Annotated in this window: 23 protein-coding genes and 1 tRNA gene; 14 read left to right on the forward strand and 10 right to left on the reverse strand. The window is 48.7% G+C overall.

Annotated elements, in window-relative coordinates:
• Nucleotides 1–32: 32 nt before the first annotated feature.
• The 4 genes from B9Y59_RS06705 to B9Y59_RS06725 all read right to left on the reverse strand — a co-directional run bounded on the left by B9Y59_RS06705 (nucleotide 33) and on the right by B9Y59_RS06725 (nucleotide 4,079).
• Nucleotides 33–1,367: a cytochrome c biogenesis protein/redoxin gene (locus B9Y59_RS06705; protein ID WP_085532522.1), complete on the reverse strand. Its 1,335-nt coding sequence runs from the start codon at nucleotides 1,365–1,367 to the stop codon at nucleotides 33–35.
• A gap of 46 nt (nucleotides 1,368–1,413) precedes the next feature.
• Nucleotides 1,414–1,845 carry an RrF2 family transcriptional regulator gene (locus tag B9Y59_RS06710; RefSeq protein WP_085532524.1) on the reverse strand — a complete coding sequence of 144 codons (432 nt, stop codon included), beginning with the start codon at nucleotides 1,843–1,845 and terminating at the stop codon, nucleotides 1,414–1,416.
• A 561-nt stretch (nucleotides 1,846–2,406) separates the two neighbouring features.
• Complete coding sequence (bilS, locus tag B9Y59_RS06715; RefSeq protein WP_085532526.1) at nucleotides 2,407–2,928, reverse strand: flavodoxin family protein BilS; 522 nt, start codon at nucleotides 2,926–2,928, stop codon at nucleotides 2,407–2,409.
• A gap of 293 nt (nucleotides 2,929–3,221) precedes the next feature.
• The gene (locus B9Y59_RS06725) at nucleotides 3,222–4,079 is read right to left on the reverse strand and encodes an AraC family transcriptional regulator (RefSeq protein ID WP_085532530.1); all 858 of its coding nucleotides are present in this window, start codon (nucleotides 4,077–4,079) and stop codon (nucleotides 3,222–3,224) included.
• 327 nt (nucleotides 4,080–4,406) lie between these two features.
• On the opposite strand from B9Y59_RS06725, the gene B9Y59_RS06730 reads away from it, so the two are divergent.
• From B9Y59_RS06730 to B9Y59_RS06770, 9 genes are all read left to right on the forward strand, one after another.
• On the forward strand, nucleotides 4,407–5,273 hold the full coding sequence (locus tag B9Y59_RS06730; protein ID WP_085532532.1) for an amidohydrolase family protein: 867 nt from the start codon (nucleotides 4,407–4,409) through the stop codon (nucleotides 5,271–5,273).
• Nucleotides 5,266–5,694 (forward strand): secondary thiamine-phosphate synthase enzyme YjbQ, encoded by a 429-nt coding sequence (locus B9Y59_RS06735; RefSeq protein ID WP_054322944.1) that lies wholly within the window; start codon nucleotides 5,266–5,268, stop codon nucleotides 5,692–5,694. Before B9Y59_RS06730 ends, B9Y59_RS06735 begins: the two co-directional genes overlap by 8 nt.
• A 12-nt stretch (nucleotides 5,695–5,706) precedes the next feature.
• Complete coding sequence (locus B9Y59_RS06740; protein ID WP_085532534.1) at nucleotides 5,707–6,711, forward strand: aldose 1-epimerase family protein; 1,005 nt, start codon at nucleotides 5,707–5,709, stop codon at nucleotides 6,709–6,711.
• 46 nt (nucleotides 6,712–6,757) lie between these two features.
• Nucleotides 6,758–7,696, forward strand: coding sequence for a sugar kinase (locus tag B9Y59_RS06745; protein ID WP_054322942.1), 939 nt, complete (start codon nucleotides 6,758–6,760; stop codon nucleotides 7,694–7,696).
• 64 nt (nucleotides 7,697–7,760) lie between these two features.
• Entirely contained in the window at nucleotides 7,761–10,148 is a 2,388-nt protein-coding gene (locus tag B9Y59_RS06750) for a glycyl radical protein (protein ID WP_085532536.1), read from the forward strand.
• Nucleotides 10,149–10,160: 12 nt separating this feature from the next.
• Nucleotides 10,161–11,057 (forward strand): glycyl-radical enzyme activating protein, encoded by an 897-nt coding sequence (locus tag B9Y59_RS06755; protein ID WP_085532538.1) that lies wholly within the window; start codon nucleotides 10,161–10,163, stop codon nucleotides 11,055–11,057.
• A 40-nt stretch (nucleotides 11,058–11,097) separates the two neighbouring features.
• Entirely contained in the window at nucleotides 11,098–12,447 is a 1,350-nt protein-coding gene (locus B9Y59_RS06760) for a pyruvate formate lyase family protein (RefSeq protein ID WP_442856178.1), read from the forward strand.
• Nucleotides 12,448–12,459: 12 nt separating this feature from the next.
• Nucleotides 12,460–13,356 (forward strand): glycyl-radical enzyme activating protein, encoded by an 897-nt coding sequence (locus B9Y59_RS06765; protein ID WP_085532538.1) that lies wholly within the window; start codon nucleotides 12,460–12,462, stop codon nucleotides 13,354–13,356.
• A 13-nt stretch (nucleotides 13,357–13,369) separates the two neighbouring features.
• Nucleotides 13,370–14,122, forward strand: coding sequence for a DeoR/GlpR family DNA-binding transcription regulator (locus B9Y59_RS06770; RefSeq protein ID WP_158088968.1), 753 nt, complete (start codon nucleotides 13,370–13,372; stop codon nucleotides 14,120–14,122).
• Between the two features lie 177 nt (nucleotides 14,123–14,299).
• Here B9Y59_RS06770 and B9Y59_RS06775 read toward each other — a convergent pair whose 3' ends face one another.
• Together B9Y59_RS06775 and B9Y59_RS15705 are read right to left on the reverse strand one after the other, a co-directional pair.
• The gene (locus tag B9Y59_RS06775) at nucleotides 14,300–14,872 is read right to left on the reverse strand and encodes a rhomboid family intramembrane serine protease (protein ID WP_085532542.1); all 573 of its coding nucleotides are present in this window, start codon (nucleotides 14,870–14,872) and stop codon (nucleotides 14,300–14,302) included.
• A gap of 176 nt (nucleotides 14,873–15,048) precedes the next feature.
• On the reverse strand, nucleotides 15,049–15,204 hold the full coding sequence (locus B9Y59_RS15705; RefSeq protein WP_158088969.1) for a hypothetical protein: 156 nt from the start codon (nucleotides 15,202–15,204) through the stop codon (nucleotides 15,049–15,051).
• Between the two features lie 161 nt (nucleotides 15,205–15,365).
• Between B9Y59_RS15705 and B9Y59_RS06780 the strand changes: the two genes are divergently transcribed.
• Nucleotides 15,366–15,441: transfer RNA gene (locus B9Y59_RS06780), tRNA-Ala, on the forward strand.
• Between the two features lie 102 nt (nucleotides 15,442–15,543).
• Entirely contained in the window at nucleotides 15,544–16,176 is a 633-nt protein-coding gene (locus B9Y59_RS06785; RefSeq protein WP_085532543.1) for a CatA-like O-acetyltransferase, read from the forward strand.
• 202 nt (nucleotides 16,177–16,378) lie between these two features.
• On the opposite strand, the gene B9Y59_RS06790 is transcribed toward B9Y59_RS06785, so the two are convergent.
• Nucleotides 16,379–17,551 carry an O-antigen ligase family protein gene (locus B9Y59_RS06790; RefSeq protein WP_207651497.1) on the reverse strand — a complete coding sequence of 391 codons (1,173 nt, stop codon included), beginning with the start codon at nucleotides 17,549–17,551 and terminating at the stop codon, nucleotides 16,379–16,381.
• A 487-nt stretch (nucleotides 17,552–18,038) separates the two neighbouring features.
• Here B9Y59_RS06790 and B9Y59_RS06795 point away from each other — a divergent pair, with 487 nt between their 5' ends.
• Nucleotides 18,039–20,438 carry a cation-translocating P-type ATPase gene (locus B9Y59_RS06795; RefSeq protein WP_085534551.1) on the forward strand — a complete coding sequence of 800 codons (2,400 nt, stop codon included), beginning with the start codon at nucleotides 18,039–18,041 and terminating at the stop codon, nucleotides 20,436–20,438.
• A 195-nt stretch (nucleotides 20,439–20,633) separates the two neighbouring features.
• On the opposite strand, the gene B9Y59_RS06800 is transcribed toward B9Y59_RS06795, so the two are convergent.
• The 3 genes from B9Y59_RS06800 to B9Y59_RS06810 are packed head-to-tail and all read right to left on the reverse strand — an operon-like array spanning nucleotide 20,634 to nucleotide 22,307.
• A complete protein-coding gene (locus B9Y59_RS06800; RefSeq protein ID WP_085532545.1) occupies nucleotides 20,634–20,828 on the reverse strand; it encodes a hypothetical protein in 195 nt (64 codons plus the stop codon).
• A 41-nt stretch (nucleotides 20,829–20,869) separates the two neighbouring features.
• On the reverse strand, nucleotides 20,870–21,616 hold the full coding sequence (locus tag B9Y59_RS06805) for a tRNA threonylcarbamoyladenosine dehydratase (protein ID WP_085532546.1): 747 nt from the start codon (nucleotides 21,614–21,616) through the stop codon (nucleotides 20,870–20,872).
• Complete coding sequence (locus B9Y59_RS06810) at nucleotides 21,606–22,307, reverse strand: sugar transferase (protein WP_198945598.1); 702 nt, start codon at nucleotides 22,305–22,307, stop codon at nucleotides 21,606–21,608. The genes B9Y59_RS06805 and B9Y59_RS06810 overlap by 11 nt, the downstream gene beginning before the upstream one ends.
• Before the next feature lie 865 nt (nucleotides 22,308–23,172).
• Between B9Y59_RS06810 and B9Y59_RS06815 the strand changes: the two genes are divergently transcribed.
• Complete coding sequence (locus B9Y59_RS06815) at nucleotides 23,173–24,126, forward strand: ROK family protein (RefSeq protein WP_085532547.1); 954 nt, start codon at nucleotides 23,173–23,175, stop codon at nucleotides 24,124–24,126.
• A 45-nt stretch (nucleotides 24,127–24,171) separates the two neighbouring features.
• The gene (locus tag B9Y59_RS06820; RefSeq protein WP_085532549.1) at nucleotides 24,172–25,233 is read left to right on the forward strand and encodes an aldose epimerase family protein; all 1,062 of its coding nucleotides are present in this window, start codon (nucleotides 24,172–24,174) and stop codon (nucleotides 25,231–25,233) included.
• Nucleotides 25,234–25,345: the final 112 nt, after the last annotated feature.

Raw genomic sequence — 25,345 nt, forward strand, 5'->3', positions numbered from 1 at the left:
CATACCACAAGATTTACCTTTTATGCGATTCTTTACGATGAGCGTCTGCCATCCAACGTTTGCTGCACAATGTCGTGCATCAGGCTGTCTGTGAGAGTACCTGTGATATAACCAAAAACATTTCCCTCTTTGTCGATCATAAATGTAGTTGGAAAAGCCGTTACACCATAAGAAGCGAAGATTTCTCCGGTTGTATCCATGACAACGGGGTACGTATAGCCATTGTCTGAAAGGAACTGTGTGACTTCCTCAATGGTCCCATCCTGGTTGTATGGAACTTCGTCGGTTTTGGGGTTTGCTACCCCAAGAATCACAACGTCATCGTTATTTTGGTTGAACTCCTCGTACATTGCCTGAATGTCGGGCATCTCCTGCTTACAGGGACCACACCAAGTGGCCCAAAAGTTGAGAAATACCACCTGTCCTTTGTAGTCCGAAAGGGTGTGCGTATTACCATTCTGATCTGTTAGGGTAAAGTCGGGCGCTGGAATCTCAGGGATTTCTTCTTCTGGCTCGGAGCTTTCTGCTTCTGAAGAGGCCGGCGCACTGCTTTTGGGTTCTGAATGGTTGTCCTCTTCCCCACTGGAAACTGGAGGCGCCACAGAGGCGCTTTCTGAAGTGGTATTCCCCGAAGAACCACCAAAGCTAGATAGATAACCGGTCACACCGTTCATCCAACCCGTAATCATCATTACGCCCATCAGGATCATCAAAATGCCACCGATTTTTACCGTATATTTGACGACGCGCTGGTGCTTTTTAAAGAAATCAAGAAGTGTACTGGTAAATAAGCCAACGGCTAAGAAAGGAATCACAAAGCCCAATGTATAAACACCGATCAGTGCGAAACCAGTTGCCGCAGAATTGGCGGAGGAAGCCATCAACAAAACACTTGCCAGAGCGGGACCCACACAGGGCGTCCATGCAAAACTGAAAGTGAATCCCAACACCAGGGCAACCAGTGGATTCATCGCCAGCCGGTCAAGCCGGAATGGGAGACGATGTTCATTGCTGAGGAGACGGGAGCCGAAGATGCCGAGCTGATATAAGCCAAAAAGAATGACGATAACGCCACCGATACGCGCCAACAACAGCCGGTTCCCACTAAAAAAGCGTCCTGCCGCTGTGAAGCCAAAACCCAGCAGGAAAAATGCAAAGCTAATGCCGATCACAAAGAACAGCGTGTTCAACATGACTTTTTTTCGCTGATAGTGGATGATACCATCCGAACCGACCGTTTTGGTGCCGCCCGCCAGATAACCAATATAGAGCGGAACCAACGGGAGCACACATGGAGAAAAGAAACTCAAAATGCCCTGCAAAAAGACGGTGATGGCAGATACGCCGGTTTCAACTGAAAAGCCCATATAGGACCTCCTTTAAGTGAATTTGAGACCCACCGCAGCACCGCTTTTATAGCAGTTCCTGTGTCTCATAGTGAAAAATGCGATTTTCAATCATCTGAATGGTGATACCGTCCAGATGTACCTGACAAAGCTGGTCAAGCTGCCCGTAGATGTCGTCCATAATGGCGGCCATTCCGGATGCAATCAAGCATTTCATATCCGTGTCTCCGCTCTGCCAGGTGGCAGAGACGAACCGCATCTCGAGTGCTTCGCTGACTTCACGAAGGGTCACTGTAGAAGGGTCTCGAATAAAATGATACCCACCGTCAATGCCCTCTTTGGTGGCGACCAGCTCAGCTTTTTTCAGCTTTGCCATGATCTTGCGGATTCGCGCCGGATTGGTGCACACATTTTTTGCCAGCTCTTCGCTGGAAAGTGTGGTTCCCCTGTGATTTAAAAAGACAAGTGAGTGAACGGCTACGCTAAATTCGCTGTTCAAAAAGAATCCCGCCTCCGTTTGGAATCCAGATTTCCCCTTGCACGTCAGAGGTAAGCGGCAAAGCGCTTGGCCTTATAAAGCCTACTTTGCGATAGACTTTTGCAGATAGGGGCAACAAACTGTTCTTTTTTTAATTTCAGTTTCTAACGGTTAGTATAGAGAGAACGATTGGCTTTGTCAACCCTATTCTACAAAAAATGGGATTTTTTCTTATTTTTGAGCAGATGAATATTTATAAGAACCTCTTCTGCAAAATATAAAAAACGCCTGAAATCAAGACGGATTCGGCCAGATTTCAGACGCTTCAAAAAATCTATTATTTAATAGTACATGTTTGTTTAACTTCGATGTAAGGTCTACTTTTGTTGATACTCGCTCATATTTATATACTCTCCACTAGAAAAGCAAACCATAGATAGCGTTGGCTACTGTGATCGAAACAAACTCGGCCTGTGGATATACCAAAAAGGAAAAATCATGTTTTATATTGACCTTCTCTTCCTATAGCGATTCCTACTTCCCTATACGCTCAAAATGTACACAAAAAATGCAAATGGCCCGTTACATAGAAGTTGTTTGTTTAAGAATCCGTTTTGCAAATTCCTTTGCGGCCTGTAAATCGCTTTCGTCAGGGTGAGTGCGGGCATGGTCAAAATTTTCCAGAAGGCCTTGCAGATGTGCGTCGCCTGGAGTTTCTGCCAACTGTGCTGCATAACGGTCCCGCACGGTGGTTGGCATCTTTCCTTGGCAGAGGTAGCTCCCAAGCAATCGATTGTCCTCTGGAAGAAATGCTTGGACTCGTGCGGCGATGGCCGCAAAATAGGTGGAAGAGGCCCCGAAGCCGGCAGTCCCAAACAGGGCAACCTGTTTGCCGTGGAGCGTTTGCAGAAGGGCTTGTATCTCTGAAGGACAGGTGCCTTTGTCAACCCAAAAACCAACGAGGATCACAGGCTCAGAAACAGATATTTGTTTTTCAGAGACCGCTTCGATGCGGGTTTCCTTCTCAGGAAATGCTTCATAAATGGCCTCTGCAAGCTGGCGGGTATTCCCGGTCTTTGAACAATACATAATGGCATATTTCATGACACGTTCCTCCTTTATGATCGGGCGGCAGGTAGATTCCACGGCCGGTGTAAGTACATTCTGCAAGAACTCTCTTTTAAAAGTATACCATTTTTACTGTAAAAAAGACAGCTTCTTTCTTTATTTCAAGGGGGTTTTTGCCACAAAGGAGGACAAAAGCCGGTTGCCGGACGGGTTCGGACAGACGTACAAAAAGGACGCTCTGAATCACGTCCTCTTTAACCAGATTCAGAGCGTCACATGCGAAGAGGTATCCTTTTGTTGCAAAGAGTAGTTACCCTCGCGTTTTTGGGTTATCTTACCTCGGATGCCTTGCGGACAGGAATCCAAACCTCAAAGGTTGCATTTTTCGGATCAGGGGTGAGATAAACCTCCATATCCGGGCCATCCGCAAATTCATAGCCGGATGTCGGGAGCCATTCGGTGGCAACACGTTTTTCCAGTTCTTGAATGGCTCCGGGCATGGGACCGGTTCCGGGGAAAATCGCCCAAGTAAAGGCAGGGACGGTGTAAGAGGCAAAATCACCGGAGGGCAAATCGCTCGCCACAGCAATCCAATAGCGCCAGTCCTCTTTTTCCCCACAGGCACAGATGCCGAGTACCCCCGAAGGCTGACCGTTCATCAGCGGAATAAGTTTCTGAAGCATCCCTTTTGAGGCTGCCTTGTTCCAAAGTTCCGGAACTGTTTGAAAGTTTTTCTCAATTTCCTTTTCCAGGGGTGCGCTCATGCCGACAATGCGAAATGCATCCTTTTGTTCCATACGATAATTCAATTCGACCTCTCCTTTGATAGTAATGACGAAGCTGATCGGCGGAAAGGAACGAAGCGGAACTCCTGGCTCCTTAGCGTTTGAGGGGGAAACCCCATGAATCCCCCGGAATGCGCGGTTGAAGGCTGTCGGGGATTCATAGCCATACTTTAGAGCAACGTCGAGAACTTTGGCTCCGTTTTGTAAGTCCAGCGCTGCCCGGGTCATTCGACGCCGCCGGATGTACTCGGAAAGCGGAATTCCCGCCAGATAAGTGAACATTCTTTGAAAGTGGTAGGTGGAACAGTAGGCAAGTTTTGCCGCTTGTTCCAACTCGATTTTGCCATCCAGATGTTCCTCAATGTACGCCAATGCCTGATTTAACCGTGTGATCCAGTCCATGCAGATCAACTCCTTATCTTTAGGATAGAGGATTTTTAGAGATTCTTCCTCGCAATCGATGCACGAAAATGCGAGCTACCTGTAAAGGGGCTTTTCTGTATCATACCATAAGCCCACTGGAATGTATCATTGATTCGGCAAGAATTTACGCTGGAAGCACAAAATAGAATCTTTGGTAATTTGTAGCTTTTTCCTAAAAACAGTCTGTGCGCATTCTACAAAAAATATGTTATATTTTCGTACGAAAGTAAATTGATATTCGCACGGAAAAGAGATATAATGAAGCCGTTGAAAGAATCCACATACAATTGGTAAAGGAGTAATCACATGGTTATCGATGTATATGCCTTCCCCGGCTTTATCAAAGAAATCTGTCAAGACCCAGAGCGCGTGGAATTCCGCCGCCAGCAATATTTTCTCTACAAACAGCATGTTTGGCCGATGGAGTTGTTTATCAAACAACTCAATGCTGCGGGCATTGACAAGTGTATCATCAGTGCAGAGGATGTGACAACCCGTGCGGGGGACACCATTGTTTCCAACGAAGAAGTGCGGACTCTGGTGGATTTACAGCCGGAACGCTTGATTGGATTCGCCAGCGTAGACCCACAGCGGCCGGATGCGGTGGAGGTTTTGGAAAAAGCCTTCAAGGATCTGCACCTTGCAGGACTTAAGCTAAGTCCTGCGATGCAACACTTTTCGCCCAATGATTTTTCTCTGATGGACTCAATCTATCAGATCTGTTTGAAGTACAACAAACCCATTCTGTTCCAGTCCGGGATGACCTGGGTGAAGGACAGCCCCTCCACCTATTCCCGCCCCGTTCTGTTTGAGGATGTAGCGATGCGTTATCCGGATCTGCGGGTTTGCCTGGGCCATTTCGGCTGGCCTTACATTATGGAGACCGCCATGCTACTGCTCAAATATCCGAATGTTTATGCGGATACGGCGCTGCTCTATTTTGATTCACCCAAGCAGTTCTTCCACACCACTTTCAATGTCCAGATGGGTGAATATTGGATTGATCGCATGCTGGCGGATAAAGTTATGTTCGGCAGTACCTATCCCCGTATCGAGCAAAAGCGCATGATGGGTGCAGTGGATGTTTTGAATCTGCGTCCAAAACAGAAGGCGATGGTATTGGGCGGCAATGCCCTGCGTTTCTTAGGATTGGAGGAAAAAGAAAATGGTTAAGCATTATCAGTTCAGTGTCCTGACCGACGACGAGTATTCCTACCATTACATTGGGGATCGGGTCAAGGAGTATGTCAAGGAATCCGGGGTTACGAGTGGGATTGTCACAACGGTGGTCGCACATACCAACTGTGGCATTGTGGTCACAGAGCCGTTGGAATGTATTATGGATGACTTCAAGGTCTTGTTACATAAATTGGTGGACAACGACGCCGAATATTCCCATGCGCATTTTCTGCCCACCTATGGGCGCACCAGCGCAAATGCCTATGGCCATCTGAGAAGCTTCTTGACAGGGAACAGTTGTATCTTCCCCATCCAGAATGGCAACATGGTGATGGGCGCCGCGCAGGAGATCACCTTGATGGAATTTGATGGCCCCCAAGAGAGAACGGTCTTTGTCGATGTGATTGGCGAATAAGGAGGGGGATATATGGCGCGGGATGTCTTTGCTTATATTGGAGAGCCGGATCAATTGATGAGTGTACGGGAGGCACGGTTATTGGGCGGGCGGCAGGACGGCGTCCGTATGATTCAGCTGGATAACGGCGGCGCATTGGAATGCACCATACTTCCTGGACGCGCGATGGACCTCTATCAGGTGCGTTATAAAGGGGCCAACCTGAATTACATTGCACCGTGTGGCATTGTAGCGCCGGCTTACTACGACGCCCGTGGAACGGAATGGTTGCGTAGTTTTTATGTGGGATTTCTGACCACGTGCGGTTTACAACATATTGGTTCACCGGCGGAGATCGCTGGCGAGGTTCGTGGGCTGCACGGCCGGGAGGCCAATTGTCCTGCAGAGGATGTGCGCGTTACGCGCGACCGCGCAGGGGATTCCATGGAACTGACCGTGGAGGGTACGATGCGAGAGGCGCGCATCTTTGGGGAAAACCTGCGCCTGCACCGCACGTACACGTTCTCCTACGGAGAGGATGCCTTCACGCTTACGGATACGGTGACAAACCATGGGTTTGGGGCGCGGCCCTTTCTGCTCTCCTATCATATTAATTTTGGCTATCCGTTGCTTTGTGAGGATACAGAGATTCTTTTGGACAGCTTGGGCGTGGAACCGCGTGATGCACATGCCGCGCAGGAAATCAGCCGCTGGAGGGAGATCGAACCGCCGACATACCCCTATCAAGAATGCTGCTATTTCCATGAGCTGGCGGAGGATGCGCAGGGCCGAAGCGGTTATACCATCTATAATCCGCACAGGCACATCGGCGTCCGGGTTTCCTGGAAGCATGCCGATCTCCCCTGCTTCTGTCAGTGGAAAATGCTGGGAAAGGGTGAATATGTCCTGGGAATGGAACCCCTGAACGCACCTCTGGATGGCAAGAAAATCGGCGAAGAGGGCTGTACAGCGCCTGTTCTTCAGCCGGGAGAAAGCAAAACCTACACTCTGTACTTTACATTTATAGAGGAGTTGTAATAAAGACACATTTGGTGTAATATTTTATGGAGAAAGGGCGAACAACATGGCATACGATCTTGTGACAGTCAGTGCAATCCTGTGTGAAATCATGCGTAAGGAATTGGATAAACCTTTGGATAAACCGGCGGACTTTACCGGGCCATATGCGAGCGGCGATACACCCATCACGGTCAATGTGGCTGCAAAGTTGGGCGCAAAGACTGCCGTTATCGGCAGTGTGGGCCCCGACCCATTTGGAAAGTGCTTTAAAGAGCAGATGGTTTCCAGTGGCGTTGACGTGAGCATGGTTAAGGAGATCCCCGGTGCCTCCACCGGATGTGCATTTGTCTGCTATTATACGGGAGGAAGCCGTGATTTTCTGTATCACAGCCGCCATGCTGCGGCCGGTATGACCCGCGCAGAGGATCTCGACATGGAGAAACTCCAGGGAACCAAGTGGTTCCATCTCACTGGCTACAATATGAGTGTGAGCAAAAGTTTGCAGGAGACTTGTTACCGCATTGTCAAAGAACTGCCTGAAGGCAGCCGCATCAGTTTTGATCCCAACATCCGTCCCGAATCCCTCAGTGTGGAGGAGGTGCGGGAACTCTGCCGTCCAGTGATCGAAAAGGCGAGCATTCTTTTCCCGAGTAAAACAGAGGCCGCAATGTTTACCGGCCGTGCGACCGATGAGGAAGGATGCCGTCTATGGGCCAATCAAGGCAAGCTGGTGGTCTTAAAGAACGGCAGCGATGGTTGCATCCTATACCAAGGGAGTGAAAAGATCGCCGTCCCCAGCTTTTCTGTGGAAGAAGTCGATCCTACCGGTGCCGGGGATACCTTCTGTGGGGCATTTTTAACCGCTCTGATCGAAGGGAAGTCTCTCGAAGAGTGTGGCCGGTTTGCTTGTGCAGCCGGCGCAATGAGTGTACGCAAACAGGGGCCGATGGAGGGCGCCCCCAATCGCGAAGAGCTGGAAGCATTTTTGAAGGCGAACGTATAAGAAATCTATTTAAGAACGATAGAACAAAGGATCAAGAACGACGGAACGAAAGGAAGGAATCCATATGACGAGGACACAGCGAATCAAAGAATATATTCGCTCCTACCCCCCGGAAATCTGCATGGAGCGTGGACGTATTTATACAGAAGAATTCTTTTCCCACCCAGAGCGCCCTCTGGTGATCCGGCGTGCAGAGGCTTTTGCGCGGTATTTGCGGGAGATGACCATCTATATCGGCGACGATGATCTGCTGGTGGGCAATACGGCCAGCAAGCCGCTGGCGGCCGCCCTGTTCCCGGAATTTGCGGTGGACTGGATCGAAGAAGAGCTCGACACCTTTGAAGAGCGCGAGCGTCAACGCTTTATAGTGCCAGCGGAGCTGCATGACGAAATTTTGGCCATGTGCGAAAAATGGAAAGGATATACCCACTATGACCGGGTGGGGTACAACCTGAAAAGTACAATCGGGGAATATCTGCTGGGTGAACAGCACCCCAGCGTCAACGAAACGATGATTATTGAGCACAACCAGAACGGCGATGGGCATATCATCCCGGATTATGTGAAACTGCTCGACATCGGCTTGGAAGGTGTGATCGACGAAGCAGAGCGCAACCTTGCCCTCCTGCGCGAAGACGACCCGGAATATTTGGAAAAGAAGGCCTTTTTGGAGAGTGTCATCATCTGTATGCAGGGGGTACTGGATTATGCAGACCGGCTGGCAAAGCTGGCTTTTGAAAAGGCCAAGACAGCGCCGACCGCGGAACGCCGGGCAGAGCTGACCGAAATCGCCCGCATCTGTGCAAAGGTTCCCCGCAAGGCGCCGGACAGCTTCTACGAGGCATTGCAGTTTGTTTTGTTTATCCATCTCATGATTCAGATCGAGTCGAACGGCCACAGCATTTCTATGGGCCGGATGGACAGCTATTTAAAGAAATACTACGACCGCGATCTTGCGGAAAAGCGGATCGATGCGGACTTTACCCAGCAGCTCTGTGAATGTTTCCTGCTGAAATGCTTTGAGGCAAATAAACTGCGCGACTGGGGCACTACCGAAAACTTGGGCGGCAATCAGCTCTTCCAGACCATCACATTGGGAGGACAGACCCAGGACGGTAAGACGGCGGTGAACGATCTATCATACCTTTTCTTGGAGGCACTCGGCAATACCAATATGAATATCCCCACTGTGATTGTCAGTATGGGCAGCACAACGCCGCTTGCGTTCTACGAGGCCGCTCTCCGGGCGCTGGTGCGCCATGGCGGTGGTATGCCCGCTTTCTTCAACGACGATGTGGCGGTTGATATGATGGTCCGCGCAGGAATCCCGTTGAGTGATGCCCGCAATTGGGCTGGTATGGGTTGCAGCGAGGTGCGGATTCCGGGCAAACATGGTACCGGCGTTACGCCCGTCTATGTCAATGTGATGAAGCTGTTGGAGTTGGCACTTCACGATGGCTATAATCCCAATACAGGCAAGTGCCTGTGCCCGTCCAGCCGGCCTTTTTCCGAGTGCCGCAATCTCAAGGAGGTCATCGCCCTTTGGGAAGAACAGCTTGACTACTATCTCCCCTTTATCCCGCGGATTGAGCGGGCAATTGCGGAGAGTTATTATACGCTCACCCCAACCCCCTTCCTCTCCGGCGTGGTCGATTACCGCATCGAGATGGGAAAAGACATCTCCTGGGGGCGTGGCCCGAACTACAACGATACCATTGTACACGCGCACGGCTATCCGAATGCCGCAAACGCTTTGGAGGCACTGGACCGCGTATGTTTCAAAGATCAGAAGTACACGTTAAAAGAGGTCATCGAGGCCATGGATGAGAATTTTGCCAGCGATAAAGGTATGGCAATTCGCAAGGCTCTACTCAATGCGCCGAAGTTTGGAAACGACGACGACGAGGTGGATGATCTCTGCCGCGACCTGTTTACCATCCTGCCGGCCAAGATGCGCAAGTTCACCCCATTGCGCGGAGGTCAATTCGGTTGTACGGCGCAGACCGTTGTCATGAACGTGACCGATGGAGCCGTGGTTGGTGCAACCCCGGATGGACGGCGCGCAGGGGAAAGTTTGGCAGATAACATGTCCCCCACCCCCGGTACGGATCTACAGGGGATTACCGGTGTGTTCAATAGCTTATCAAAGATTGACCACGCCTTGATGGACAATGGCTCCATTCTCAACATCCGTTTCCATCCCTCTGCTCTGAACAGTCCGGAGAAAATCGAAAAGATTGCGCAGGCCATAGCGGTCTACTTTGAAAAGGGCGGTTTCCAGGTACAGTTTAATGTAGTCGGCCGCGAAATCCTGATCGACGCGCAGCAGCATCCGGAAAATTACCGTTCTCTGGTGGTCAAAGTTGCTGGATTCAGCTGCTTCTACTGCGAACTGGAAAAGAAGTGGCAGGATCACTTGATTGCCCGTACAGAATACGATGCATTTGCTTAATCGGAGGTCCCTATGACAGGTCATTTGTTCAATATCCAGCGGTTTAGTCTGGACGACGGTCCCGGTATCCGCACAGTTGTTTTTCTCAAGGGCTGCAACCAGGTTTGCCTCTGGTGTCACAATCCGGAATCGCTCCTTCCAAAGCCGCAGGTTTTGCGCAAAGATAGCCTGTGTACAAGGTGTGGCCGATGTGAAGAGGTTTGCCCTGAGGGGGCTATTTCCCACGATGCGGATGGATACCGTACCGATCACAAAAAATGTGTGCGCTGTGGCCATTGTATTGACCTGTGCCCAAATGATGCTCTGATGCTGGTGGGATATGACCGGTCGGTGGAAGAGGTGGTCAAGCTGGTCTGTAAGGACCGGGATTTTTATCAACGCAGCGGTGGTGGGGTCACGTTTTCCGGCGGGGAACCCGCTATGCAAGGAGAATTCCTTTTGCAGTGTTTGGAGGCTTGCCGTGAGAATGGAATCCAGACTGCCATTGAGACGAACGGAAATTATCCGTTGAAGCTGACGGCACGCCTCTCTCCCCTTCTCGACTATGTGATGGTGGACTTAAAACATACGGATGATGAAAAGCACCGCCGGTTTACAGGTGTGACCAACCAACAGACGTTGGCGTCCATCCAGTATTATTTGACGCACAATGTAACCGATCTGCGGGTCCCCGTGATTCCGACGTTTAACGATACTGCGTCAGAATTGCAAGATATTCTCAATTTTGCCTGGGAGAATGGCGCCCAAAAGGTCACTTTACTCCCCTATCACACCTTTGGAATCAGTAAATATACCAATCTCAGTATGCCCTATCAACTGGGCAACGAACCGTTGTCCGTTGCCTCGGTACAAAAAATTGTGGACCAGTTGGACAAAAAGGGGCTTATTGTGGAAGTAAATGAACGTTAATCCGGATGGGAGAATGGACATGATCGAACGCCATGTAAAGATGATTGAGCTGGTAGCAGACCGTGGAGAAATTGAGACGGGTGAGCTTGCCCGCCTGCTAAATACCAGTGAAGTGACTGTACGAAATGATTTAAATACGCTTTCGAAAAAGGGGATTCTAGCCCGGCGGCGCGGTTATGCCACCCTCCCAAACCCGGATGACACCAATTATCACATGGCGTTGCACTATGAGGCCAAGCTGAAGATTGCCGCTGCCGCAGCCCAAAGGGTNAGTGATGCCCGCAATTGGGCTGGTATGGGTTGCAGCGAGGTGCGGATTCCGGGCAAACATGGTACCGGCGTTACGCCCGTCTATGTCAATGTGATGAAGCTGTTGGAGTTGGCACTTCACGATGGCTATAATCCCAATACAGGCAAGTGCCTGTGCCCGTCCAGCCGGCCTTTTTCCGAGTGCCGCAATCTCAAGGAGGTCATCGCCCTTTGGGAAGAACAGCTTGACTACTATCTCCCCTTTATCCCGCGGATTGAGCGGGCAATTGCGGAGAGTTATTATACGCTCACCCCAACCCCCTTCCTCTCCGGCGTGGTCGATTACCGCATCGAGATGGGAAAAGACATCTCCTGGGGGCGTGGCCCGAACTACAACGATACCATTGTACACGCGCACGGCTATCCGAATGCCGCAAACGCTTTGGAGGCACTGGACCGCGTATGTTTCAAAGATCAGAAGTACACGTTAAAAGAGGTCATCGAGGCCATGGATGAGAATTTTGCCAGCGATAAAGGTATGGCAATTCGCAAGGCTCTACTCAATGCGCCGAAGTTTGGAAACGACGACGACGAGGTGGATGATCTCTGCCGCGACCTGTTTACCATCCTGCCGGCCAAGATGCGCAAGTTCACCCCATTGCGCGGAGGTCAATTCGGTTGTACGGCGCAGACCGTTGTCATGAACGTGACCGATGGAGCCGTGGTTGGTGCAACCCCGGATGGACGGCGCGCAGGGGAAAGTTTGGCAGATAACATGTCCCCCACCCCCGGTACGGATCTACAGGGGATTACCGGTGTGTTCAATAGCTTATCAAAGATTGACCACGCCTTGATGGACAATGGCTCCATTCTCAACATCCGTTTCCATCCCTCTGCTCTGAACAGTCCGGAGAAAATCGAAAAGATTGCGCAGGCCATAGCGGTCTACTTTGAAAAGGGCGGTTTCCAGGTACAGTTTAATGTAGTCGGCCGCGAAATCCTGATCGACGCGCAGCAGCATCCGGAAAATTACCGTTCTCTGGTGGTCAAAGTTGCTGGATTCAGCTGCTTCTACTGCGAACTGGAAAAGAAGTGGCAGGATCACTTGATTGCCCGTACAGAATACGATGCATTTGCTTAATCGGAGGTCCCTATGACAGGTCATTTGTTCAATATCCAGCGGTTTAGTCTGGACGACGGTCCCGGTATCCGCACAGTTGTTTTTCTCAAGGGCTGCAACCAGGTTTGCCTCTGGTGTCACAATCCGGAATCGCTCCTTCCAAAGCCGCAGGTTTTGCGCAAAGATAGCCTGTGTACAAGGTGTGGCCGATGTGAAGAGGTTTGCCCTGAGGGGGCTATTTCCCACGATGCGGATGGATACCGTACCGATCACAAAAAATGTGTGCGCTGTGGCCATTGTATTGACCTGTGCCCAAATGATGCTCTGATGCTGGTGGGATATGACCGGTCGGTGGAAGAGGTGGTCAAGCTGGTCTGTAAGGACCGGGATTTTTATCAACGCAGCGGTGGTGGGGTCACGTTTTCCGGCGGGGAACCCGCTATGCAAGGAGAATTCCTTTTGCAGTGTTTGGAGGCTTGCCGTGAGAATGGAATCCAGACTGCCATTGAGACGAACGGAAATTATCCGTTGAAGCTGACGGCACGCCTCTCTCCCCTTCTCGACTATGTGATGGTGGACTTAAAACATACGGATGATGAAAAGCACCGCCGGTTTACAGGTGTGACCAACCAACAGACGTTGGCGTCCATCCAGTATTATTTGACGCACAATGTAACCGATCTGCGGGTCCCCGTGATTCCGACGTTTAACGATACTGCGTCAGAATTGCAAGATATTCTCAATTTTGCCTGGGAGAATGGCGCCCAAAAGGTCACTTTACTCCCCTATCACACCTTTGGAATCAGTAAATATACCAATCTCAGTATGCCCTATCAACTGGGCAACGAACCGTTGTCCGTTGCCTCGGTACAAAAAATTGTGGACCAGTTGGACAAAAAGGGGCTTATTGTGGAAGTAAATGAACGTTAATCCGGATGGGAGAATGGACATGATCGAACGCCATGTAAAGATGATTGAGCTGGTAGCAGACCGTGGAGAAATTGAGACGGGTGAGCTTGCCCGCCTGCTAAATACCAGTGAAGTGACTGTACGAAATGATTTAAATACGCTTTCGAAAAAGGGGATTCTAGCCCGGCGGCGCGGTTATGCCACCCTCCCAAACCCGGATGACACCAATTATCACATGGCGTTGCACTATGAGGCCAAGCTGAAGATTGCCGCTGCCGCAGCCCAAAGGGTACGGGATGGCGAAACAATCATTGTTGGAACCGGTAGTACGTGTGCGATGTTTGCCGCTCAGGTGGTGGAAACCCGGCGCAATGTGACAATCCTGACAAACTCTGCTTATGTAGCGGCGAATCTCTGTAAGGAGCCGGATGGTCGGATTATTCTGCTGGGAGGTAGCTACCAGAAGCATTCCCAGTGTATGGTAGGGCCCTTAATCAAACGTTGCTTAGAGGATTTTCATGTGGGTACTGCCTTCGTAGGAGCAGACGGTTTTACCGATTCCGGCGGCTTTTTTGGTGTGGATATGGAACGCGCGGAAGCTCTCCGGGAGATGGTGCGAAGTGCAGAGCGCGTCTGCATGCTCTTGGATGGCTCAAAGCTTGGAAAAAGTGGAACGGTTTCTTTCTTGAATGCGGCTTGTGTGGCAGAATTGTTCACAGACAGCAGTGCAGACTCTGTACTTTGTGAAAATCTGCGGATACGAGGGATGCATGTCAACATAGTCTAACAGAAAAGGAAAAGAGGGTGTCCCAAAAGTCATGAAATGACGGAAGGATACCCTCTTTTTTAGAAACGCAGATATTTTTTCAGCCAGAAAGAGGACGCCCTTCCCTATGAATCGAAAGATTCGTAGTTTTGGGATACCCCCTTTGCCGTATTTTATATGGTGATAGGAGCGCTTTTGTCAGAGACGCTTTTGAGCGATAATAAACCCAAAAATAGTACCACAAGTGCCACCCACCAGATGCATAAAATGAGCTACGTGATCTTGTACAAAAAGAGCCGAATAGACTTCTTGACCAAGATATAGAACCGCAACTAGAATGAGGGTTAGAGGAATTCGCCCTTCCTTCATGCCAGCCAATGAAGAGAGCATAATGAGCATGAACACAATGCCGCTTGCCCCCAACAGTGCTGTAGAAGGGAAAAAGACACATTGCAACAATCCAGAAATCCCCGCGGTCAGCAGAATCCCTAACAAAAGAACTTTACTGCCATATTTCTCTTCCATCGGAGGCCCTACAACTAAAAACAAAAGCATATTTCCAGCAAAATGCTCATAATTGGCATGGCCAAAGACGTGGCCAATTAGGCGTACATAACTAAGAGGGTCTGTCAAGGGGGCGCGATAGACGGAAAAGAGCCTTTGCGTTGTCCAGCCATTGCTCATCGCGCCGAGAAGCAGTGCAGCCAGAGAGAACAAAAAGAAAGTTAAAATCACAGGTGCGTTGTAATGGATTCGTTTTAGCAGTGGCATATCGTCCCTCCGTTCAATAGAAGCCAGCGCGTACCGATCAGGGATCAAAATTCCTTTGATCGGTACTTGTGGGAGTCATTGTAAACTTTTGGCACCTTTCCATATTATTTATTGTACCATAATCCTTCCAGATTTGGGATTACCTTTTTACCTATCCCCTGTTGGAGGCTGAAAGATCAAAGCCTGGACGGGCACAGACACTTACCTGTATTGGGATTATAACCATCGTGAAATGCCAACTCCAACAGCTTCATCACATTGACATAGACGGGCGTAACGCCGGTACCATGTTTGCCGGAATCCGTACCTCGCTGCAACCCATACCAGCCCAATTGCGAGCATCACTCAATCGTCGCAACCAATCGTATGAAAACGCCGACTTGAGAAAATGCGGCAACATTTTGTCAAAAATTTTGCCTGAGGGCTTGCATTATACAGCAGAACATGCTATAATAAATCTCGCCGTTAAAAAGAAATCGTTTAGCGGAAAAATGGGCCTGTAGCTCAGCTGGGAGAGCGTTCGGTTCGCATCCGAGAGGTCGTGGGTTCGAATCCCTTCAGGTCCACCATTCAATTGAGTCTGAATGCATAAATGCGTTCAGACTTTTTTTATTGTTGGTTGTCATTGAAAACCTATTTTTCAGATTCGAGAGCTTTATTGGGAGGGAACTATGGCTTTTATACGAATTCCTTACGATCAATGGGAGAGAAAGGAATATTTGGAGTTCTTTCAGAATTCCTCTATTTATATAACCGAACAGCTTGATATGACAAAGTTGTATTGTCACATCAAACAGAAGGGTTTACGCCTGTACCCTTCCCTAGTTTATTGTGCTGCTAAGGTCGTCAATCAATATCCTGAATTTCGATATGCTTATGATGAGCAACACTGTGTTGGAATCTGGGAGGAACTCCATCCGTATTACACAGTGCCTAGGGTAGACAATCCAACACTTTTTTCCATGAAATATTCTGCGTATTCCCCAGACTTTCTGACATTTTACCATACGTTTGAACAGGACTACAAGGTTGCTGAACATTGTGGACGTCTACTTTGCGATGAAACTATGCCCAAAAATATCTTTGGCGTCTCAATTGCTCCAGGTGTACCATTTACCGGTTTTTGCTTTGGAGGAGAACCCAAAGAAGATTTTGTTCCTTTTGTTCTTTTCGGAAAGCTTACTCACCAAGGAGACCGTTTCCTTCTGCCGGTTGGCGCAGAATTTTCACATGCAGTAAACGATGGCCAGCATATCAGCCGTTTTTTTGAGCAGTTAAAAGAGACGGCAGACAACCTCCTATAAGTGGGATTATATTCTTGAAAACATCGAAGTACAAACTCAGAGTCAATTTTATAATGGCCTTTTTTGTCTACTTCGTTTTAACATGCATATAAGGGTATTATTGGTAAATGATCGTGAAGTTAGCTTATAGGAAACAAATAGCAATAAAAAGCTTCCTAGGGACCTTTCGTTCCCCAGGAAGCTCTTTTTTGTAATCCGGTATTCAATACACAGAATGTGTATGTGTTTTCGCTGGATAGCTTGGGATGTGAAGCAACTTTGGCAAACGGAGTTTACTCTCAACATAGTCTGCACAGATTCCTGTGCTAGAAAATAGAATCAAGAACAACATTCCAGTTTGAATCCAATATACCGTCACATCGGTAACACCGTGAGCAATCACGGCAGCAAAGGCGGCCGTCAAGAGAATGTTCATCTCGTTGCAGATATGGTTTCGGAACCGAAGCCATAGGATTTTACACTGAACAAAGATATAGAGTCCCATTGCCCCTGTCCCGATGATTCCATAATTCAAGAGGGTATCCAGCAACAAGTTATGGCAATGATACGTCTGATACCCATCAAACACACGATAGATCATCTGATATGACGTAGGCCCCATCCCGAAGATAGGATGGGACTGAATCCCCTGAATGGCTGCCGCCCAAATAGAGAGGCGTTGTCCAAATGTGGTATCAATCGCTTCGACGCGTGGGAAAAGAATTGGAAATAACAGGCTACTAGCTGCCGCAAAGACCGCCAGTGCTAAGAATAGTCCCATCCATTTATAATACTTCTTGAGATAAAACATCACCAATACGGCACAGAGCAATCCCATACAAGAAGACATACTTGCGCAGAAATAAAGTCCCAGCAAATTGACAGCAATCACAACACTGTAAAAAACACGTTCTTTTGAATTGGTAAACAGGCGGTACAATGCGATCAGAACTAAAAATTCGATCATCATACCATAGTAATTGGCATTGGAAAATACCGACGTCGGCCGGTAATCCGGTGCTGTAGAAAACAATGCGGCTTTTTGCAAAAACGCAAGTCCTGCGCAGAATATACTTGCCACACAGGCTGCATCCATCATGCGGTTGAATAGAGAACCGGTCATCACGCTGCGCAGGTAAAATGCACAAATTACAGCTGCCAAAACCAGCATACTGTAAAGCATGCCCATATAATTGTTATACACGGCTGAAACGAAGAAAGGTACGATCAGTGCCCCAAGCAGTGCCTTGCAATAAGGAGATTCTAATGCTTTTGACCGCATTCGATAGTTGACCATTGTCATCACTGCAATGGCGCTTACCGTGACAACAGAAAGATAAAAGGGAAAAAACAAAGAGATCACCAGCGCCATTGGCGCGGCGGTATCTATATCCAATTGCTTGACCCACGCTTGCAAACGAATCGAAACAGATTCCATTGTCTGAGTGATAGACCATTCCTCCTTTCTAAAAAAATCGTTCTTTTCCCACAGGATGTCCCACCCCTAGCTGGACGCAAAAATAAGAGTTTCTGTCCAATTGGCGGAACAATAGAACGCGGATATGCCCATTCATACGGTACTTTATTATATACAGCTTTTCTATTTTGAGCAAGAGGAATATTCTATTGAATCAAATCACAGTTTCCGGCGTTTTTTAGCTATTGCGCTGAATTTATGAACGCTTTTTTAACGTTTCTTACAATTCCGTCAGAAACTAGCAATTTCTTACGTTCAATAGTATAATAAATAGGGATTTTGTCCTCTTTTTTCCGTTTGATGATGATTGCGTGCATTTGAATGCCGTATAAGAGGGGATGAGTCTGCCAAAATTTTTAACAGATCGAATGGAAGAGCCATGCCAATTGGTTCCAAAGGAGTTTTTATGAAAAGACACAGAGAGCTGCCGGTGGACACTGCTGAGCGATCGGATCAGAAATATTGTGAGCGGTTTGAACCTGACTATACACGGGGACTCAACCCCCAGCAGGTCCAGATGCGCCAACAGCAGGGACTGACAAACGGAGAGGGCGAAATCAAGACTAAAACAGTTGGACAGATTATCCGCGGGAATCTGATTACGCCTTTTAACATTTTAAATATCATTTTGGCAAGTATGGTTTTTGTGGTGGGGTCCTATAAAAATCTGCTGTTTATGGGTGTGGTCATTTGTAATACGCTGATCGGCACTTTTCAGGAAATTCGAGCCAAAAAGACCATTGATAAGTTGTCCTTAATTGCAGCCCCTAAAGCGCGGGTGGTGCGCAGCGGAGAGGAACAAGGCCTCCCGGTGGAAGAGCTGGTTTTGGACGACATCCTGCACCTCTCTGCAGGGAATCAGGTCTGCGCCGACTGCATTGTACAATTTGGCGAGTGCGAGGTGAATGAATCTCTGCTGACTGGCGAAAGTGACCCTGTGGTGAAAAAACCGGGCGATCTTCTTTTTTCAGGAAGTTTTATCGTCAGCGGAGACTGCCATGCTCGTGTGGAACATGTTGGGGTGGAGAACTATGCTTCCCAAATTACAAATCATGCCAAATATTTAAAAAAGCCCAATTCCGAGATCATGACGAGCATCAACAAAATTATCAAATTGCTCGGTTTTGCCATCATTCCGGTGGGAGCGGCGCTGTTTTACAAACAGTATGTTCTTTCCGCACAGCCATTTTCCCAGGCTGTGGTCAGTACGGTTGCCGCGCTGATCGGGATGATTCCAGAGGGATTGGTATTGCTCACCAGCGTCGTATTAGCAGTCAGTGTGATTCGGCTTTCTCGTTATAACGCCTTGGTCCAGGATCTCTATTCCATCGAGACCTTGGCTCGCGTGGATACTCTGTGTCTGGACAAGACCGGCACGATCACCGAGGGAACGATGCAGGTGGATGGAATCGAGCCGCTTTGCCCGATCCCACAGCCTCAGGTGGAGGATGCCATTGCAGCGGTCACCCATGCTTTAAATGACGAAAATCCCACCTCTATGGCTATGAAGCAACTGGGCCTGGTTGTTCCAGATTGGATATGCATCGATTCAGTGCCCTTCTCGTCTGCGCGCAAATGGAGTGGCGCCAGCTTTGCAAACATTGGAACCTTTGTCATCGGCGCAGCAGAGTTTGTGATGCGGGACCGCTTTGAACCCCTGCGTGAGAAGGTGGAACAGTACTCTTCGCAAGGGCAGCGCGTATTGTTATTGGCCTATTCCCAAAACCCTTTTCAGGATAAGGGGCTCCCTAAGGAGCTCTCCCCTTTGGCTTTGCTCCTGTTGAGCGATAAAATCCGCGATAACGCGCGAGAAACGCTGGAATACTTTGCCGACCAAGGGGTAGAAATCAAGGTGATTTCCGGTGACAATGCAGTGACGGTGGCCAACATCGCCAAACGTGCAGGTTTGCAAAACGCAGATCGGTTTGTCGATGCGACCAACTTGAAAACCTATGAAGATATTCAGAAAGCCGTGGAGGAATACACCGTATTTGGGCGTGTGACGCCCCAACAAAAACTCGATCTGGTCAAGGCGCTTAAGGAACAAAAGCATACAGTTGCCATGACAGGCGATGGAGTAAACGACGTATTAGCCCTTAAGGAGAGCGATTGCAGCATTGCGATGGCTTCTGGCAGCGACGCTGCTCGTGCAGTTTCGCAGTTGGTGCTATTGGACTCCAATTTTGCCAGCATGCCGCGCATTGTTCAGGAAGGGCGGCGTTCCATCAATAATTTGCAGCGTTCCTCCTCCCTATTCCTGGTGAAATCCATCTTTTCCACCATTATCGCGGTTTGCTTTATCTTCCTGCAATGTGACTACCCGTTCCAACCTATTCAATTTACGCTTATCAATACCTTTACGATTGGGATTCCTTCCTTTATCCTGGCCTTGGAACCAAACAAAGACCGTATCCGCGGGAAATTCTTGGTCAATATCATACGGAAATCCTTGCCGGGTGCTTTGACGATGATTACCAACATTCTATTGTTGGTGGCAGTTTCGCTGTTCCTCCACCTGCCCAACGAACAAATTTCCACCTTGGCGGTCATTTTAACTGGATTTACAGGACTTCTCACTCTATTAAAGGTTTGTGTTCCATTTAATCTGTTGCGGTCTGCGCTGTATACCCTGATGGTGGTTGGTTTTATTATGGCAATGCTATTTTTCCAGCCGCTGTTCTCCCTGGTCGATCTTACGGTCCCCATGGTCGTGGTTTTGGTGCCATTGTTGCTCTTTGCCATCTGCATGATGAGTGTAGTGTTACATGTTATTGAACGCATCATTATGCGCAATGCGGAGGATTGAGTGGCATTTAAGGGTGACAATCTTTAAAAAGAAAAACGGTTGTGTGCGGTCCATAGAAAGCACACAACCGTTTTTAACTTTATAATAGAATAGACAGTATGCTGCATTTCCCTATTCGGAAATGCAGGCGCGTATAGCAGGTTATCAAGGATGTTTCAAATGCATTTCCTATTGGCTACTCCCGACTTTATCGAGTTACAGGTCGTCTGCATCCTGGACGGGATAAAGATCGTCCGTCGGCGTGCCGGTATAGCTGCCGCTGACGTCCGATGGGATGCTTCCTTTGTTCATGTTCGGAAGCGCGCACGCAGCCTGTTCGGCTCGTATCTCGGCTTGGGACTGTCCGCTGGTAGGTTGGGGCTTGGCTGCTTGTTTTTTTCGATCTTTCATCGTCAATCACCTCGCGGATAGGTTTCCCAATCCCGAGCAATTTATGAATGAGACGCCCATTCGGGGCTCGGGCGAAGTCCATCGGTCAAATCTTTAATGACCTCCCCAGCGAGAATAAACCCGGCGACCGGTGGGACGAACGCCACGCTTCCTGGTGTTTGCCGGCGCGGAAATGCATCTTGGAGTTCTGGATTCTCTTCACGCGGTACAGGCTCTTCTTTGGAATACACAACTTTCAAAGATGAAATTCCGCGTTTTTTCAGTTCACGGCGCATGACCCGGCATAGGGGACATACCGAGGTCTGATAGATGTCTGCCACTTCAAAGCGGGTGGGATCGAGTTTGTTCCCCGTCCCCATACTGCTGATGATGGGGATCCCCTTCTCTTGCGCTACCTGCACCAGCGCCAATTTTGCAGATACCGTGTCGATAGCGTCGATAATATAGTCACAATCGTTTAAAAAGTCACTGGGCGTGTCGGGAAGATAAAACAACGGAAAGGTTTGAACATCCACTGCCGGATGGATGCGTTGGGCGCGTTCCCTCATCACGTCAACTTTCTGTTTTCCAATGGTGGAATGGTCAGCGAGAATCTGCCGGTTAAGATTGGTTAAACTCACGGTGTCATTGTCGATCAACAGCAGGTGGCCGACGCCGGTTCGAACGAGTGCTTCCGCAGCAAAACTGCCTACACCGCCGAGGCCAAAAACGGCTACCCGGCTGTTCCGCAGTCGCTCCATGCTGCGTGTACCCAATAAAATCTGGGAACGAGAAAACTCATTGCGCATTCTCTTTTCCTCCTGACAAAAATACCGCGGCCGCTGTCTGGAAGATTACAGACAAATCATAGAGAGGAGAGATATGCTCCAAATATTCCAGGTTTAGCTCCATTTTTGGCGGTAAAATCTGTTCTACATAGACCCGTTCCGGATCGTCAGCCGCGTCAAGGAGCTTGTCCTCATCCTTAAACGCGATACTCGAAGGCGCAGTAATCCCCGGGCGGACCAATAAGGTAGCCATCTGCTCCGGTGTATAGAGATCGACGTATTTGCGCACCTCTGGCCGCGGTCCTACCAGACTCATCGTACCGTTGAGAACATTCAACAGTTGGGAAAACTCGTCCAACCGGAGCCGACGAATAAATCTTCCAACACGCGTGATACGCGGGTCTTCTCCCGTTGTGACAGCAGGACCGATCTGATCCGCATTTTGAACCATTGTACGAAATTTAAAAATTTTGAAATCCTGATTGTAGCGTCCCACACGGACTTGCCGGTAAAAAACAGGCCCCTTGGAATCGAATTTAACAGCAAGCGCCAAAAGCAACAGAAAAGGAGAAAGGATAACCAACATCACAAAAGAGGCGATCATGTCCAAAAGGCGCTTGAAAAACAGGGAGACACGCTTTTTTTGGAGGAGTTCCCAATAAGGCCTAATGGCATCCTCCTGCATACTTTTTGGCAGCTCTTCATAGTTCATAACAAATGCTCCAACTTTCCTTTTTGTTCTCTTTACAGAATTGTATTTCTATTATATCATATAGAAAAGAGGATAATGGATTCTTTGGCTCAAACTCAAAACGGATGTGTTGATTTTCAAAAGAATGATGTACTTCATTCGCATTTTGCGACATCGGTCTCCGTTTCGGCGTGAGGTCATCTGAAACATCCAGTTTGAAGAATGAACAGAATATTCGTTGAGAAGACGAAAACATCACTTGGATAGGGGATTCAATGCTCTTTCAGCCGTCGGAGGGCTTTAAATACTTGTAGCGGTGGCCTCCGACTGCGGCGTGAGATTATTATACCATAAATCTCCAAATAGGACAAATCCAGTGATTTGTTTCTCCACTTCATTATTTGCAGAAACCATAGAAAAAAAGCAGGATGCTGCTTTACAATTTATCCAAAAAAATGTTATAATAGATTAAGATATAATTTAACATGACTTGCATGGGAATGAGACCGTCCATGGGGCTGTATCTCCAAAGGTTTGGAAGTAGTCATAATGGCGTGAAGAAGAAATTGGTCCGATCGGAGTGAGGACAGCAGCTTGTTGTAGTTCCAGAGGTGCGCGTGTGGTGGCGAACGTTCTGGCTTTTGGAGAACCGGTACAGAGGAAAAAAGTAAATCCAGATATTTTTACGTGTGCGGGCACAAAGAGGTTCGGATGAAGAGGGAGTTCTGCCAGTATCTGCACACGGCGAGAGAGACATCGGAAATTTGGGCAATTGCCTATTGAGGAAGAACTTGAACATTGTGTGCCGTTCCTCCTTTTCCACTGTACCAAAGCAGCTGTGGAGCCGGGCCCTCATCCAGTATAAAAACACAAGGAGGACATGAAAATGGCATACTATCTTGGCATTGACCTCGGCGGAACGAATATCGCTGTGGGAGTAGTGGATGAACATTATCAGATTATTGGACGGGGGAAGAATAAAACACGCGTTCCCTGTTCTTCAGAAGAGATGTGCGAACAGCTTGCGGTAACAGCCTTCGCTGCATTGGAGGACGCTGGCGTCACGATCGATGACATCCCGTGGGTAGGGATTGGCACACCCGGTACGGTCAACCGCGATCTGGGTGTGGTGGAATTTTCCAATAACCTGTACTTTAATAACTTTGAGTTGCGCCGGATGTTGCAGGAGCGCATGAAAAAAGAGGTTATCGTTGAAAACGATGCGAATGCGGCTGCATATGGTGAATACCAGGCTGGTGCTTTAAAGGGTGCGCGCAATGCTCTTGCGATTACTCTTGGAACAGGCGTGGGCAGCGGCATTATTGTTGATGGAAAAATCTATTCCGGTTCCAATTATTGTGCCGGCGAGATGGGACATACGGTTATTGTGTTTAACGGACGTCACTGCTCCTGCGGGCGTGACGGATGTTGGGAATGTTATTCCTCCGCTACGGGTCTGATTCTCAGCACGAAGGAGGCTATGTTGGCACATCCGGATAAGGAAAGCCCCATATGGAAGCTTGTTGATGGCAATCTCGATCATGTGAGTGGCCGTACGGCGTTTGACGCAATGCGGGCTGGTGATCCGGTTGGAAAGAAGATTGTTGACGAATACATCGCGTATCTCGGCTGCGGATTGGCTAACTGTGTGAATACCCTACAGCCCGATATTCTGTGTGTCGGCGGCGGCATTTGTAATGAGGGTGAAACTCTGTTGGCACCGGTGCGGGAATATGTGGATCGCGAGCAGTACGGCGGCGTAAAAGTACGTACCAAAATCTGCAAGGCACAGCTGGGGAACGATGCAGGAATCATCGGTGCAGCACTGTTGGGGAAATAATTTTCTTTATTTGGCAGATTGATATTTTATTGAGAGGAATCGGCTATGAGCATAGAACAAAAAACATTTGGTACAATGCCGGATGGGACGAAGATCCACTTATATACCCTAAAGAATACCAATGGTGCCTGTATCCAAGCGATGGAATACGGTGCGCGCGTGGTCAGCATTCAAGTGCCGGACCGCAAAGGAACGTTTGGAAATGTTGTGTTGGGCCATGACACTTTGGAGGAATATCTGGCGGATGGGGATTTTCTCGGCGCAGCTGTCGGGCGCTACGCCAATCGAATAGGCGGTGGAACAGCCGAAATCGACGGTACCCCCTACTCCTTCAGTCAAAATGAGAATGGGAATACACTGCACGGCGGCTTTCAAGGATTCCATCAAAAGGTATGGCGTTTAAAATGTAGCAACAACGATGATGAGGCCCCTTCCATCACTTTTGCATATCGCAGTATCGATGGCGAAGAGGGATTCCCTGGAAACCTGGATGTGTCAATCTGTTATACATTAACAACGGATAATGCGTTGGTAATCGATTACAAGGCGAAAACCGATGCTTCTACGTTGGTAAATCTGACAAACCACAGCTTTTTTAATTTGACAGGGGACCCGGCACGCGATATTCTTTCGCACGAATTGCAGATCTATGCGGACCACTTTACAGCGGCAGGGCAAGACCTAGTTCCCACAGGAGAGTTTGCCCCGGTCGCAGGAACACCGGCGGACTTCCGAACGGCCAAGACCATTGGGCAGGATATTCGTGCTGCTGACCCTTTCCTGCGCAAATGCAACGGTTATGACCACAACTTTGTTTTGGCAGGCGAGCCTGGGAGGAAGAAAGCCGCGGAAGTATACGACCAATCCACCGGACGTGTGATGTTGGTGTTTACCGATATGCCGGGAATGCAGCTCTATACGGCGAATGGTTTCTCCGAAGGTGTCGTTGCCAACGGTGGGATTCCCCTGCAAGCCCATCATGCGCTTTGCCTGGAGACACAGTTTTTCCCGGATGCCCCCCATCATGAAAACTTCCCCAGCGCAGTTCTCCGTCCTGGAGAAGTATATCAGCACACCACTACATACAAATTTGAAGTGCGCAAATAAATGGTTGTGTAGGTTTACGGATCTTCCTTTTGACAAGGATGGTGCGGAGAGAGTTCAATTTTTCATGGAATTCTTGGCCTGCATACAGTATCTAAAGGCCGAATACAAAATA

This window comes from Anaeromassilibacillus sp. Marseille-P3371 (genome assembly GCF_900169665.1).
Lineage (GTDB): Bacteria > Bacillota > Clostridia > Oscillospirales > Acutalibacteraceae > Anaeromassilibacillus.